Origin of the sequence: Streptomyces sp. AM6-12 (assembly GCF_044327085.1) — a bacterium.
GTDB lineage: Bacteria > Actinomycetota > Actinomycetes > Streptomycetales > Streptomycetaceae > Streptomyces.
The window spans coordinates 4,307,035-4,320,320 of sequence record NZ_JBIQWN010000001.1 but is presented as its reverse complement, the minus strand read 5'-3'; the positions used below and the strand labels follow the sequence as shown (position 1 = coordinate 4,320,320).

The window sequence follows — 13,286 nt, the reverse complement described above, 5'->3', positions numbered from 1 at the left end:
ACCGTCGAAGCGACGGTCTCTCAGTAGCGCGTCAGGTCCACTACCACATCGCACAGCGGATCATCGGACGGCTGCTGCTCGTACTCGTTGTCCAGATAGCCGGACGTGATCCCCGCGAGGAGACCGGGGCCGGTATGGCTGATCACCACATCGGCTCCGTAAGTACGGCTTCCGTCGGCTGCGGTCAGATACAGCCGCATGCGGTCGTCCCCGGTGACCAACAGCCCCTTGAAGGCCGGCCGACCCGGCGTGTGGTCGGCGACCAGAGCACGGACGATGCCTGGAAGGCGCTCGAAGACGCCCTGGTGTCCGGGTGTCACAGCTTCGCCCAGTCGGCGGTTGCGGTGGTGGCCGGTACGAGCAGTGCCGCTGGGGTGAACAGCGGCAGCAGAGCGCGTGCCTTCAATTCTTCTCCTCCATGAAATCGAACAGGTGTTACGTCGCCGTCGACCTGCCCCCGAACGGCGCCCACTCCCGGTCGGCCCCCATATGATCATGGGCATGTCCGAACTGCGTGAGCGCGCCGCGCGTCATCAGCTGGCGCCCGGCGAACAGCTCCTGGCGTACGCCTCCGTCGTGCCCGCGGGCAGTGCCAAGGGTGTCAGTGTGAACCTCGGCGGGGTGCTCGCGAACGGTCTGATGAACCAGGTCGGCGCGCGGGGCGGGATGGCCGGCAGCATCGCGTCGCAGATGCCGGGGACCTCCGGGGCGCTGCTGCTGCGCGTCACCGACCAGCGCGTCGGGCTGGTGAAGCCGCTGGACGGCACGCCGGTGTGGGAGGTGCCCAGGACCTGGGTGGCACGGATCGAACGGCGGCCCCGGCTCCAGCTGATGGCCCGTTTCCGGGTGCACTACGCCGACGGCTCCTGGCTCGCCTTCCTCACCATGCGCCGCCGGAACATCGAGCGGTTCCGCGCCCTTCTGGGCTGAATCCCCCGGTCCGATTGTCGCAACCCTGCTACGGAACGACCGGACGCGTCACCCGCCCCGGCCGGGACCTTAGGGTGAATGCCGTCGTTGGGGAGTCGAGGGGCCGGGGGACCCCCCGCGAGGGTGGAGGAACACAGGCTGTGGGCAAGAGAAGACGGGTCGCCGAACGGCGCACGGCCCCGCCCGGCGTGATAGGCGCGGTGATCGCCCTGGTCGTCTGCGGCGCCGGCCTCACCGCCTACGCGCTGTACGACGGCGGTTCCGCGGCCGGCGAGACGAGCGCCACCGCCGGCCACCGGAAGGTCAGGACCGGTCCGCTCAGCGCGGCCGAGGTGCGCACCGCCGCCACCGCCTTCCTCACCGACTGGCAGCACGGCCGGGTCGCCGCCGCGGCGGCCGCGACCGACGACGCCCCGGCGGCCGGCGCCCTGCTCACCGGCTACACCAAGGACGCCCACCTCACGGGCGTCACGCTCACTCCGGGCACCGCCACGGGCGCCAAGGTGCCCTTCTCCGTCAAGGCGACGCTGGCGTACAAGGGCGTCTCGAGGCCGCTGGCGTACGGCAGTTCGCTCACCGTCGTACGCCGGGCGAGCGACGGCAAGCCCCTGGTCGACTGGCACGCCTCCGTCGTCCACCCGGATCTGCGCGACGGCGACACGCTCGTCACCGGCGCCTCCGGCACCCCGCCCATCAAGGCCCTGGACCGCGACGGCGGGGAGCTGACGGCCGCCAAGTACCCGTCCCTGGGGACGGTGCTGGACGGGCTGCGGGAGAAGTACGGCAAGAAGGCGGGCGGCACCGCGGGCGTGGAGCTGCGTGTGGTGCGCGGCGCGGCGTCGCGGAAGGCGAAGCTGTCCGACAAGACGCTGGTGACGCTGAGCCAGGGCACTCCGGGCACGGTGAAGACCACCCTGAGCCCGGCCCTCCAGGCGGAGGCGGAGGCGCAGGTCGGCAAGCGCAAGCACGCCTCCGTGGTCGTCCTGCGGCCGTCCACCGGCGAGATCCTCGCGGTCGCCAACAGCGAGCACGGCTTCAACGTCGGCTTCCAGGGCTCCCTCGCGCCCGGCTCCACGATGAAGATCGTGACCTCGACCATGCTGTTCGAGAAGAAGCTCATCACCCCGGACGCCTCGCACCCCTGCCCCAAGACGTACAAGCTCGCGGGCTGGACGTTCCACAACGACGACGAATCCGAGATCAAGAAGGGCACCTTCAAGACCGCCTTCGGCGCCTCCTGCAACAACGCCTTCATCGATTTCGCGCCCAAGCTGTCCGACAGTGATCTGACCAAGGAGGCCCAGCAGGTCTACGGCCTCGGCATGGACAACTGGGCCATCGGCGTGCCCTCCTTCGACGGGTCCGTCCCGGTGCAGAGCGGCGCGCAGATGGGCGCCTCGCTGATCGGGCAGGGCGGGGTGCGGATGAACCCGCTGAACATGGCCTCCGTCGCGGCCACCGTGCAGTCGGGCCGCTTCCGCCAGCCGTACATGGTCTCCCCCGAGGTGGACCACCGCACCCTGGCGACCGCCGCGCGCACCATGTCCGCGAAGACGCAGGCCCAGCTCAAGGAGGTCATGAAGTTCACGGCGGACTACGGCACGGCCGCCGAGGCGATGGCCGGCCTCGGCCCGGACTACGGCGCGAAGACCGGCTCGGCCGAGGTCGACGGGCAGAAGAAGCCGAACGGCTGGTTCACCGCCTACCGGGGTGACCTGGTGGCCGCGGGCGTGGTGCAGGCCGGCGGGCACGGCGGCGACACGGCCGGCCCGATCGTGGCCGACCTGCTCCGCAGGGGCGGCGGCTGACCGGACCGGTCAGTTGTGCACGGGCACGGCCGTGTAGGTCCGGCGCAGGAAGCGGATCAGCGCCTTGGAGTCGAACTGGAGCACGTCGACGCCCTGGTCGGAGTGGAACTCCACGACCGCCTGGACCCGGCCGCACGGCCACACCCGTACGGAGCCGCTCTCGGCCGGTGCCCGCAGCCCGCGCTCCAGCAGGGCGCGGGAGAAGCTCCACTCGTGGGTGCCCGGCAGATCGATCCGGACCGAGCGCGGATCGTCGTCGGGGTCGTACCGCAGCCGTACCGGGACGGCCCCCGGATCCTCGTCATCCGTGACGACATGGGCGCGCGCGTACTGCTCGATCACAGACATGGGAACGCCCTTTCACACTCAGTGACCTATGCGAAAGCCGCTTTGCCCGGCTTCATACGCTTCCTCCCAATGTCGCACATTTCCCTCGAAGCGCTTCCGGAGCACGGAGGTGCTGGAGGCGATGGAGGCGAGTGCCTGGTACTTGCAAAGTGTTTGCAACAGGCGTCTAAAATCAAACGGTGCATGTACCTGACGGATTCATCGACGCCCCCACCTCCGCCGTCACCGCCGTGGTCGCCGCCGGCGCCCTCGCGGTGAGCCTGCGCGGCGCCCGACGGGAACTCGGCGGAGAGAAGGCGGCCCCGCTGGCCGGGCTCGTCGCCGCGTTCATCTTCGCCGTGCAGATGCTGAACTTCCCCGTCGCGGCGGGCACCAGCGGCCATCTGCTGGGCGGAGCGCTGGCGGCGATACTCGTCGGCCCGTACACCGGTGTGCTCTGTGTGTCCGTGGTGCTGCTGATGCAGGGCGTGCTGTTCGCGGACGGCGGGCTGACCGCGCTCGGCGTGAACATCACGGACATGGCGCTGGTCACCACCGTGGTGTCGTACGCCCTCTTCCGGGGCCTGCTCGCCGTGCTGCCCCGCGGCCGCCGCTCGGTGACCGTCGCCTCCTTCGTCGCCGCGCTCGTCTCGGTGCCGGCCGCGGCCTGCGCCTTCACCCTGATCTACGCGGCCGGCGGCACCACCGACGTCCCGATCGGCAAGGTGGCCACCGCGATGATCGGCGTCCATGTGCTGATCGGCGTCGGCGAGGCGGTCATCACCGCGCTGACGGTCGGCGCGGTGATCGCCGTACGCCCGGACCTGGTGCACGGCGCGCGCGGGCTGCGGCAGCGGCTCCGGCTGCGGGTGGACGGCGAACTGGTGGACGCTCCCGCCGTGCCCGTCTCCCCCGCGGCGGCGCCCGTCTCGCGGCGCAAGGTGTGGGTGACCGGCCTCGTCGCCTCCCTCGTCCTCGCCGGCTTCGTCAGCTTCTACGCCTCCGCGAACCCCGACGGCCTGGAGAAGGTCGCGCACGACAAGGGGATCGACACCAAGGCGAAGGAGCACGCCGCGGCCGGCTCCCCGCTCGCCGACTACGGCGTCAAGGACGTCTCCGACGCGCGCCTGTCCGGCGGGCTCGCGGGCGTGATCGGGGTCGGGGTGACGGTGGCCGCGGGCAGCGCGGTGTTCTGGGCCGTGCGCAGGCGCCGCGACGCGGACGTCTCACCGGCCAACCACGGTCTCTGAGATGGGCGCGGGCCACGCTCACCGCCTCTACCGGCACGGCACCTCGCCCGTGCACGCGCTCCCGCCGCACACCAAGCTCGCGGCCGCCTTCCTCTTCGTGCTGGTCGTGGTCTCCACCCCGCGCGAGGCGGTGTGGGCGTTCGCGGTGTACGCCGTGCTGCTCGTGGCCGTCACCCATCTCGCCCGCGTCCCGGCCGGGTTCCTGCTGCGGCGGCTGCTGATCGAGGTGCCCTTCGTGGCGTTCGCGGTGCTGATGCCGTTCGTCGCGGAGGGCGAGCGGGTGCACTTTCTCGGGCTCTCGCTGAGCGTCGGCGGGCTGTGGGGCGCCTGGAACGTGCTCGCCAAGGGCACCCTCGGCGTCGCCGCCTCCGTGCTCCTCGCGGCCACCACCGAACTACGCCAACTCCTGCTGGGCCTTGAGCGGTTGAGGCTGCCGCCGCTGCTGGTGCAGATCGCCTCCTTCATGCTCCGCTACGGAGACGTCATCACCGACGAGATGCGCCGGATGCGGATCGCCCGCGCCTCCCGCGGCTTCGAGGCACGGGGGGTACGGCACTGGGGGGTGCTCGCCAAGTCCGCCGGCGCGCTGTTCATCCGCTCCTACGAGCGCGGGGAGCGCGTGCATCTGGCCATGGTGAGCCGGGGGTACGCCGGTTCGATGCCGGTCATCGAGGAGGCCACCGCGTCCCCGGCGCAGTGGCGCCTCGCCCTCGCGCTCCCCTGCTCGGCCCTCGTCGTCTGCCTGTTGGGATGGACCCTGTGAGTACCGCTTCGCTGGAGGTCTCCGGCCTCGCCTTCGCCTACCCGGACGGCCATCAGGCCCTGTTCGGCGTCGACTTCACCATCGAGCGCGGCGAACGGGTCGCGCTGCTCGGCCCGAACGGCGCCGGCAAGACCACCCTGGTACTGCACCTCAACGGCATCCTCGGCGGCGGCCCCGGGACGGTCACCGTGGCCGGACTACCCGTCGGCAAGCGGCACATGGTGACGATCAGACAGAAGGTCGGCATCGTCTTCCAGGACCCGGACGACCAGTTGTTCATGCCGACGGTGCGCGAGGACGTGGCGTTCGGCCCGGCGGCGGCCGGGATCAGGGGCGCCGAACTGGAGGCGCGGGTACGGGACGCCCTGGACCGGGTGGGCATGGCGGAGTTCGCGGACCGGCCGCCGCACCATCTCTCCTTCGGGCAGCGACGGCGCGTGGCGGTGGCGACCGTGCTGGCGATGGAGCCGGAGATCCTGGTCCTGGACGAGCCGTCCTCCAACCTCGACCCCGCCTCCCGGCGGGAGCTGGCCGACATCCTGCGCTCGCTCGACGTCACGGTCCTGATGGTCACGCACGACCTGCCGTACGCCCTGGAGCTGTGCCCGCGCTCGCTGATCCTCAGCGACGGCGTGATCGCGGCCGACGGGCCGACGGCGGACCTGCTCGGTGACGAGGAGCTGATGCGGGCGCACCGCCTGGAGCTGCCGTTCGGCTTCGACCCGCGGGTGGCAAAGGCAATGAAAACGGGCAGCTGATCTCACCGAGGAATCGCAGGCCCGCACCCGCTGTTGCACCCACTGTCGCAGGCGGTGAGTGGAAGGGAAGCGGGGACGTGGAGGGCGCGGAAGGCACGGAAAGCACGGAAGGCGCGGCCGTGGTCGTGCACGGCACGGTGGCCGAAGGCTTCGAGCCGGTCAGGGAGGCGTTCGCGGCGAACTTCGCCCTGCTCGGGGAGCGCGGCGCGGCGGTCGCCGTGTACCGCGAGGGCAGGCGGGTGGTCGACCTGTGGGCGGGCACCAGGGACGTGGACGGTACGGCACCCTGGGAGCACGGCACCGCCCAGATCGTGCGCTCGGCCACCAAGGGCGTCGTCGCCGCCGGCCTGCTGCTGCTGCACCAGCGCGGGGAGCTGGACCTGGACGCGCCGGTCGGCACGTACTGGCCCGAGTACAAGGCGGCGGGCAAGGAGCGCACCCTCGTACGCCACCTGCTGGCGCACCGTGCGGGCGTGCCCGTCCTGGACCGCCCGCTGACCCCGGCCGAGGCCGCCGACCCGGACCTCGGCGCGGCGGCCGTCGCCGCGCAGGCCCCGGTGTGGGAGCCGGGCACGGACCACGGCTACCACGCGCAGACGTACAGCTGGCTGACCGGCGAACTGGTCCGGCGGGTCACCGGGCGCCCGGTCGGCGCGTGGCTGGCCGACGAGATCGCCGGGCCGGTCGGGGCAGACCTGTGGCTCGGCCTGTCCGCGGCCGGACAGGGCCGGGTGGGACGGGTGGGGGACATCGGGGCGCCGCAGTCCGCGGGCGCGCTGAAGCTGCGTCCCAAGCGTGCGGTGTCCGCGGCCTACGCCGACCCGGACTCGCTCACCCGGCGCGCCTTCGCCGCGATCACCCCGCTCCCGGACGAGAACGACCCCGCCTACCGCGCCGCCGCCCTGCCCGCCTCCAACGGCATCGCGACGGCCGACGGGCTGGCCCGTGTCTACGCCTCCCTGATCGGCGAAGTGGACGGCGGGGTCCGCCTGTTCACGCCCGAGACGCTGGAGCTGGCGCGCGCCGAGCGGTCGGCGGGTCCGGACCGGGTGCTGGTGGTCAACACCCGTTTCGGCCTCGGCTGGATGCTGCACGGCAGCGCGTCCCCGTTCCTCGCCCCCGGTTCCTTCGGGCATCCGGGCCGCGGCGGCGCGCTCGCCTTCGCCGACCCGGAGTCGGGCATCGCGTTCGGGTACGTCACCAACGGCTTCCGCAAGAGCGTGACGGCGGACCCGAGGGCGCAGGCGCTAATCCGGGCGCTGAAGGTGGCGCTGGGGGCGTAGGCGGCCGACGACGCGCGCCGCCTCGTAACGGCGCACGCCCTTTGGTGACTCGGGGCTCAGACGTGGATCGGGTGCGACGTACGCCCCGAGTCCGCGTCGATCTCCGCGTGCGCCTTGTTCAGCAGCTCCATGGCGATCTGGTTGAGGGCGCGGGCTCCGGCGATCTCCTCGCCGACCCTGGGCTGGTCGTTGTCGACGCGGTGGCGGCTGGCGTGCCCGTGCCCCCGGATCTCGCTGCCGTCGGGCAACCGCACCAGGGCCGCGGCGCGCGTGTGCTGACCGTCCTCCTCGAACTCCAGCTCGACATGCCACCCGACGGCGATGTGCGTCGGGGTCCGCGTCTGCTGCATGGTCTGCGTCATGTCGGCCACCTCCGGGAAGCACACATTCCGGCTGTCTCCAGCGTGCTCCCGACCACGCCCCACGTCATCTCGGCGACCGGGCCCGCTCAGCCGTCCTCGCCGTCGAAGCTGGCGAAGTACGCGGCGGCCATGTCCTCCTGGCCGTGGCCGCGGGCGGCGGCGCGGGCGAAGCGTTCGGCGGTGGCCTCGGCGACGTCGAGGCGTACGCCGCTGCCCTTTCCGGCGGCCACGATCAGCCGGGCGTCCTTCTCGGCGGTGGTCACCGCGAACGACGCCGGGGTCAGCCTGTCCTCCAGCAGCAGCTGCGACTTGGCCCGCAGGTAGCCCATGTCGAGCGGGCCGCCGCCGATCAGCTCGAAGAACTTCTGCGGGTCGACGCCGAGGCCCTTGGCGAGGGCCAGCGTCTCGCCGGTGGCCGCGGTGACGGCGAGCACCCAGCTGTTGGCGACCAGCTTCAGCCGGCTGGCGCTGCCCGCGGCCCCGTCCGCGCCGGTCCACAGGGTCTTGGCGCCCACCGCGTCGAACACCGGCGTGACCGCCGCGCGCCCCTCCTCGGGCCCGGCCGCCAGCACAGTGAGCTGCCCGGCCTCGGCGGGCTCCTTGGTGCCGAGGACGGGGGCGTCGTAGAAGAGGAGTCCGTGCTCGCGGGCGAAGCCGGCCAGGACGCCGATCAGCTCGGACCCAGCGGTGGTGGACTGCGCCCAGGCGGCCCCCCGGCGCAGCGCCGGCGCGGCCTCCCGCATGACCTCCAGGACGGTGTTGCCGTCGTAGAGCATCGTCAGGACGACATCGGCGCCCTCGACGGCCTCGGCAGGCGTGCCGGCGATCCGCGCCCCGTCGGCGGCCAACGGCTCGGCCTTGTCACGGGTGCGGTTCCAGACCCGCACCTCCAGCCCCGCCCGACACAGATTGCGGGCCATGGCGGCGCCCATGATGCCGGTGCCCAGGACACTGACGATCGGCTTGTCGCTCATTGACGCTCCCTGAAGTCATAGTGTGTCGTCTCCAGCTTCCCGTACCACGGGAGGCGCCGCAGGAACCGGAGAACAGATGCGACGGCGTATACCCGTGTGGCTTCTGAGCTGTGCCCTGGCGTCGGCACCCCTGCTCACCGCCTGCACCTCGGACGGCGTCTCCCCGGCCCCCGCAATCCGCCGGAGCAACGGCGCGCAGAATGAGAAGAAGTTCGCGGAGCAGGCGCAGGTTGCGCGGGATTCGGCCGTCGCCCAGGACGGGCCCATGGTCGAGGCGGGTGTCGAGCGTGCCTCGGACGGTGTCCACACGCGGTCCGACCTGGCCCGGGGCGTGGCCTACAAGCTGACCGTGGTGTGCGCGGGGAAGGGGGCCGCGGAGATCGTCGTGGCGCCGTCCGGCGCGGGCGGGAGGCAGGCGGTTCCCTGCGACGCTTCCGTCGTCTCCGAGCGTTTGACCGGCGAAGGCACGCTCAGGCTCGACATCCAGGGGAAGCCCGGCACGGCGGCCATGATCGCCTGGCGGATCGACAAGGCCGGCTCCTAGCCAACCGCCCACCGAACGGTACGGCGAGCGGATCCGGTGACTCCCCGCACCGCCTGCGCGTCCATGAGCACGAGCGCGGGGCGACCGGGTCCGCGTTGGTCGCCCTCGCTCACGAGGTCACGAGGTCACGACCGCGCACTTCAGGAAATCCGTCCAGGCGGCCGGGGTGACCGTCAGCCGTGCGGCGCCCGAGGTCTTGGAGTCCCGGACGTACACCAGGGCGGGGGTGGTGGCCACCTCGACGCAGTCGCCGGGCTCGCCACTGCTGCTGTAGCTGCTCTTGAACCAGTGGAGTTCCGGCGTGCTCATAGTCTCCCCAGCGCTTGCTCGATGAAGGCCCGTGACTCCCTTGGGGAGAGAGCCTGCGCCCGGATCATGCTATAGCGCAACTCCAGGATCCGTAGGTCCCTGGGGTTTGGACCGGGCGGCCGTTGAACGCTCCGTCGGAACGCCCGATCGCCGTGCCGTCTGCGAACTTCAGTATTTCGATGAGCCCCTGGGTGCCGGCGTGATCGTGGCGCTTGGTCGGCATCACCTGGAGCGTGACGTGCCGCAACCGGTGAGTTCCAGCAGGTGTTCGAGTTGACGGCGCAGCACTGCCTCCGAGCCGTAAGGGCGCTCCAACGTCACCTGTTCCTGGACGAAGCCGAGCGTCGGCGCGGGCTCCTTCTCGAAAACTGACTGCCGGGCTACGCGTCCTGCGGTCTCCCGCTCGATGACGTCGTCCGGCAGTGCGGGCTGGGTCATCTCGAACAGCGTGCGCGCGTATTCCTCCGTCTGCAACAGCCCATGGATGTTGTGGTTGCTGTACAGCAGCATCTCCACGGCCCGGTCCTCCAGCCCCTTCAGCCGGCGCACCTTCTTCGGGTACCGGGCCCGTCTCATGTCCTCCATGAAAGCCCGGAGATGGCCGTTCGCGTGCAGGACATGGTCGGCTTTGTCCAGGAACTCCGGGCGCGGAATGCGCTGGCCCCGCTCGATCTTCCGGATCAGGTCCTCGCCGTACCCGAGCACTTCCGCCAGCTCACCGGGGCGCAGCCCCGCCGCCTCCCGGCACACCCTCAGCAGCCGTCCCACCGCCTGCACCACCGGTTCGATCTCGTCACCGGGCTCGACGTCCCAACCCGCCTCGTCCACACCGTCGCTCACGTGCCACCTCCCGTCGTCGCCATACCCGTACAACGCACACGGCAGCCAGGACCGCACGGGACAACCCCCGGACAAGAGAGAGCCGGTGAGGGTGCAGCCCCGTCCCCACGGGCACCCTCACCGGCCGTTCAGCGGCGGAAGCCGTACGTCAGACCCGTACCAGCTCCCGCTCGTCCTCCGTGCCGTGCGCGGCGGACGGCGTGCGCAGGCCCTCGCCCTCGACGTCCACGTTGGGCAGGACCCGGTCCAGCCACTTCGGGAGCCACCAGGCGCGCTTGCCCAGCAGGGCGAGGACGGCCGGGACGATCGCCATGCGGACGATGAACGCGTCGAAGAAGACGGCGATGGCGAGACCGAAGCCGATCATCTTGACCATGGACTCGCTGGAGCCGATGAAGCCGGAGAAGACGGCGATCATGATGACGGCGGCGGCGGTGACCACACGGGCGCCGTGCTTGAAGCCCGTCACCACGGCCTGGGTCGGCTTCTCGCCGTGGACGTACGCCTCGCGCATCCGGGTGACGAGGAAGACCTCGTAGTCCATCGCGAGTCCGAACACCACGCCCACCATGAAGATCGGCATCATCGACATGACCGGGCCGGTCTGCTGGACGTTCATCAGGCCGGACAGCCAGCCCCACTGGAAGACCGCGACGACCGCGCCGAGCGCCGCGAGCACGCTGAGCAGGAAGCCGAGGGCCGCCTTCAGCGGGACGAGGACCGAGCGGAAGACCACGATCAGGAGCAGGAAGGCCAGGCCCACGACCAGGGCGAGGTAAGGCAGCAGCGCGTCGTTCAGGCGCTGGGAGACGTCGATGTTCATCGCCGTCGAGCCGGTCACCAGCAGCTTGGCGTCCTTCTTCGCGGTGATGTCCGCGCCCTTGTCGCGGATCGCGTGCACCAGGTCCTCGGTGGACTTGGAGGACGGCTTGGACTTCGGGACGACCGTGATGATCGCCGTGTCGCCCGCCTTGTTGAGCGTGGCCGGGGTGACCGCGACGACGTCCTTGAGGCCCTTGATCTCCTTGCCGATTTCGGTGAAGGCCGTCGTGGGGTGGGCGCTGCCCTTGGCGTCGACGACGACCATCAGCGGGCCGTTGAAGCCGGCGCCGAAGCCCTCGGACAGCAGGTCGTAGGCGCGGCGCTGGGTGGTGGAGGTGGGCTGGGAGCCGTCGTCGGGCAGGCCCAGTTCCAGGGAGGAGACCGGGACCGCGGCGGCGCCGAGGCCGATCACACCGAGCAGCAGGACCGCGACGGGGCGCCGTACGACGAAACTGGCCCAGCGGGTGCCCATGTTGGGGCGGCCCGGCTGCTTCGCCGGACGGCCGCCGCCGAGCAGCTTGCTCTTCTCGCCGGCCGGCTTGACCTTGCGGCCGGCGTAGCCGAGCAGCGCGGGGATCATCGTGAGCGCGATCAGTACGGCGATGGCGACCGTGCCCGCCGCCGCGATGCCCATCTTGGTCAGCATCGGGATGTTGACGACGGAGAGGCCGACCAGCGCGATGACGACGGTCAGGCCCGCGAAGACCACCGCGGACCCCGCCGTGCCGACGGCGCGGCCCGCCGCCTCCTCACGCTCGCGGCCCTCGGCGAGTTCGGCGCGGTAGCGGGAGACGATGAACAGGGCGTAGTCGATGCCGACCGCGAGGCCGATCATCATCGCCAGGGTGGAGGTGGTGGAGCCCAGGTCGAGGGCAGTGGCGAGCGCGGTGATGGAGGAGACGCCGATGCCCACGCCGATGAGCGCGGTCAGCAGCGGCAGCCCGGCCGCGAGCAGGGAGCCGAAGGTGATGACGAGGACGACGGCGGCGATGCCGATGCCGATCAGTTCACCGGCGCCCTCCTCGGGCATGGCGGTGAGCGCGTCGCCGCCGACCTCGACGGTCAGCCCGGCGTCCCGTGCCTGCTGCGCGGCCTCCTTCAGCGCGTCGCGCGAGGAGTCCTTCAGCTCCATGCCGGAGACCTTGTACTTCACCGAGGCGTAGGCGATGGAACCGTCCCGGCTGACCGCGTGCCCGGTGTAGGGGTCGGCGACGGAGGCGACCTCGGAGCCGTGGCCCAGCTCGCGCACGGTCTTGTCGACGGTGGCCTTGTTGGCCTTGTCGGTCATCTTCTCGCCGGCCGGCGCCTTGAAGACGACCCGTGCGGTGGCGCCGTCGGCGCTCATGCCGGGGAAGCGCTGCTCCAGCAGGTCGAACGCCTTCTGGGCCTCGGTGCCGGGGATCGAGAAGGAGGAGTTGCCGGCGGGTGGCGCGGAGGCGGCGCCCACCCCGGCGAGGGTGAGCAGCGCCACCCATATCAGGGCGACGAAGTGCCGTCGCCGGAAGGCGAGCCGGCCGATGCGGTACAGGAATGTGGCCACGGAGGCGTACTCCCGGTCAGGTCGTGGGGTTCATCAGGGCAGGGGTGATCAGCCCGACGACGTGAGCGGTGACGTCAGATGGTGGGCTTGATGGGGAGGTCGTGCGAGAGGGTCAGACGCCGAGGGCGGGGAGGACCACGGCGTCGATGTACGAGGTGAGGAATTCCTGGGTGGGCGGCTGGTCCTCCAGGAGCGTCCTGGTGGCGAAACCGCCGACCATCATGTGCACCATGAAGTCGATCGCCGGGCAGTCCGGGCGGACCTCACCCCGGTCGATGGCCCGCTGGAGCATCTGCCGGCCGTTGACGATCTCCGCCTCGACGATCTGCGCCCGGAACGCCTCGCGCAGATCCTCGTTGTGGTGCATCGCCATGGCGATCCCCCGCATCAGGGCGGAGTTCTGCTCCATGGTGCAGTCGTCCTCCAGCGCCACGAGGGCGTGCAGGTCGCCGCGGAGCGAACCGGTGTCGATGTCCGCGATGTGGCCGCGCTTGTTGTGCCGCAGTGCCCTGACCACCAGCTCGGCCTTGCCGCCCCACTGGCGGTAGAGCGTGGCCTTGCTGGACCGGGTCCGGGCGGCGACGGCGTCCATGGTCAGGGCGTCGTAGCCGACCTCCCGGAGCAGGTCGAGCACGGCCTCGTACAGCTCGGCCTCGCGCTCGGGGGTGATCCGACTGCGACGTGCAGCCGCGACGGCCTCGGTCATGTCGCTCACCCTTCCGCTCCGGAACTTCCTTGCGTACGTCCATCTTCGTACGTCACTGAAGATACCCCCA

General features: G+C 71.2%; 14 protein-coding genes and 1 pseudogene. 7 read left to right on the top strand and 8 right to left on the bottom strand.

Annotated elements, in window-relative coordinates:
- Window positions 1–20: 20 nt before the first annotated feature.
- On the bottom strand, window positions 21–320 hold the full coding sequence (locus tag ACE4Q9_RS19650; RefSeq protein WP_397985530.1) for a hypothetical protein: 300 nt from the start codon (window positions 318–320) through the stop codon (window positions 21–23).
- 181 nt (window positions 321–501) lie between these two features.
- Here ACE4Q9_RS19650 and ACE4Q9_RS19645 point away from each other — a divergent pair, with 181 nt between their 5' ends.
- Window positions 502–930 (top strand): hypothetical protein, encoded by a 429-nt coding sequence (locus tag ACE4Q9_RS19645; RefSeq protein WP_397985529.1) that lies wholly within the window; start codon window positions 502–504, stop codon window positions 928–930.
- 140 nt (window positions 931–1,070) lie between these two features.
- A complete protein-coding gene (locus ACE4Q9_RS19640; protein WP_397985528.1) occupies window positions 1,071–2,738 on the top strand; it encodes a penicillin-binding transpeptidase domain-containing protein in 1,668 nt (555 codons plus the stop codon).
- Window positions 2,739–2,747: 9 nt separating this feature from the next.
- On the opposite strand, the gene ACE4Q9_RS19635 is transcribed toward ACE4Q9_RS19640, so the two are convergent.
- Window positions 2,748–3,086 (bottom strand): SsgA family sporulation/cell division regulator, encoded by a 339-nt coding sequence (locus ACE4Q9_RS19635; protein WP_397985527.1) that lies wholly within the window; start codon window positions 3,084–3,086, stop codon window positions 2,748–2,750.
- A gap of 179 nt (window positions 3,087–3,265) precedes the next feature.
- Between ACE4Q9_RS19635 and ACE4Q9_RS19630 the strand changes: the two genes are divergently transcribed.
- The 4 genes from ACE4Q9_RS19630 to ACE4Q9_RS19615 all read left to right on the top strand — a co-directional run bounded on the left by ACE4Q9_RS19630 (window position 3,266) and on the right by ACE4Q9_RS19615 (window position 7,119).
- Window positions 3,266–4,315, top strand: coding sequence for an energy-coupling factor ABC transporter permease (locus ACE4Q9_RS19630; protein ID WP_397985526.1), 1,050 nt, complete (start codon window positions 3,266–3,268; stop codon window positions 4,313–4,315).
- Window position 4,316: 1 nt separating this feature from the next.
- Window positions 4,317–5,078 (top strand): cobalt ECF transporter T component CbiQ, encoded by a 762-nt coding sequence (gene cbiQ / locus ACE4Q9_RS19625; protein WP_397985525.1) that lies wholly within the window; start codon window positions 4,317–4,319, stop codon window positions 5,076–5,078.
- A complete protein-coding gene (locus ACE4Q9_RS19620; RefSeq protein WP_397985524.1) occupies window positions 5,066–5,836 on the top strand; it encodes an energy-coupling factor ABC transporter ATP-binding protein in 771 nt (256 codons plus the stop codon). The genes cbiQ and ACE4Q9_RS19620 overlap by 13 nt, the downstream gene beginning before the upstream one ends.
- Window positions 5,837–5,955: 119 nt before the next feature.
- On the top strand, window positions 5,956–7,119 hold the full coding sequence (locus tag ACE4Q9_RS19615; RefSeq protein ID WP_397987268.1) for a serine hydrolase domain-containing protein: 1,164 nt from the start codon (window positions 5,956–5,958) through the stop codon (window positions 7,117–7,119).
- Between the two features lie 56 nt (window positions 7,120–7,175).
- Here the strand turns inward: ACE4Q9_RS19615 and ACE4Q9_RS19610 are convergent, their stop codons facing one another.
- Both ACE4Q9_RS19610 and ACE4Q9_RS19605 read right to left on the bottom strand, forming a co-directional pair.
- Window positions 7,176–7,481 (bottom strand): DUF1876 domain-containing protein, encoded by a 306-nt coding sequence (locus tag ACE4Q9_RS19610; RefSeq protein WP_397985523.1) that lies wholly within the window; start codon window positions 7,479–7,481, stop codon window positions 7,176–7,178.
- An 86-nt stretch (window positions 7,482–7,567) separates the two neighbouring features.
- Window positions 7,568–8,455 carry an NAD(P)-dependent oxidoreductase gene (locus ACE4Q9_RS19605; protein ID WP_397985522.1) on the bottom strand — a complete coding sequence of 296 codons (888 nt, stop codon included), beginning with the start codon at window positions 8,453–8,455 and terminating at the stop codon, window positions 7,568–7,570.
- A gap of 76 nt (window positions 8,456–8,531) precedes the next feature.
- Between ACE4Q9_RS19605 and ACE4Q9_RS19600 the strand changes: the two genes are divergently transcribed.
- Window positions 8,532–8,999: a hypothetical protein gene (locus tag ACE4Q9_RS19600; RefSeq protein ID WP_397985521.1), complete on the top strand. Its 468-nt coding sequence runs from the start codon at window positions 8,532–8,534 to the stop codon at window positions 8,997–8,999.
- Window positions 9,000–9,116: 117 nt separating this feature from the next.
- Here ACE4Q9_RS19600 and ACE4Q9_RS19595 read toward each other — a convergent pair whose 3' ends face one another.
- The 4 genes and pseudogenes from ACE4Q9_RS19595 to ACE4Q9_RS19580 form a co-directional block, all read right to left on the bottom strand.
- Complete coding sequence (locus tag ACE4Q9_RS19595; RefSeq protein ID WP_397985520.1) at window positions 9,117–9,308, bottom strand: DUF397 domain-containing protein; 192 nt, start codon at window positions 9,306–9,308, stop codon at window positions 9,117–9,119.
- A pseudogene (locus tag ACE4Q9_RS19590) lies at window positions 9,305–10,148 on the bottom strand (helix-turn-helix domain-containing protein). Before ACE4Q9_RS19590 ends, ACE4Q9_RS19595 begins: the two are co-directional and overlap by 4 nt.
- A 148-nt stretch (window positions 10,149–10,296) precedes the next feature.
- Window positions 10,297–12,510 carry an MMPL family transporter gene (locus ACE4Q9_RS19585; protein ID WP_397985519.1) on the bottom strand — a complete coding sequence of 738 codons (2,214 nt, stop codon included), beginning with the start codon at window positions 12,508–12,510 and terminating at the stop codon, window positions 10,297–10,299.
- A gap of 112 nt (window positions 12,511–12,622) precedes the next feature.
- Window positions 12,623–13,216 carry a TetR/AcrR family transcriptional regulator gene (locus ACE4Q9_RS19580; protein ID WP_397985518.1) on the bottom strand — a complete coding sequence of 198 codons (594 nt, stop codon included), beginning with the start codon at window positions 13,214–13,216 and terminating at the stop codon, window positions 12,623–12,625.
- Window positions 13,217–13,286 lie beyond the last annotated feature (70 nt).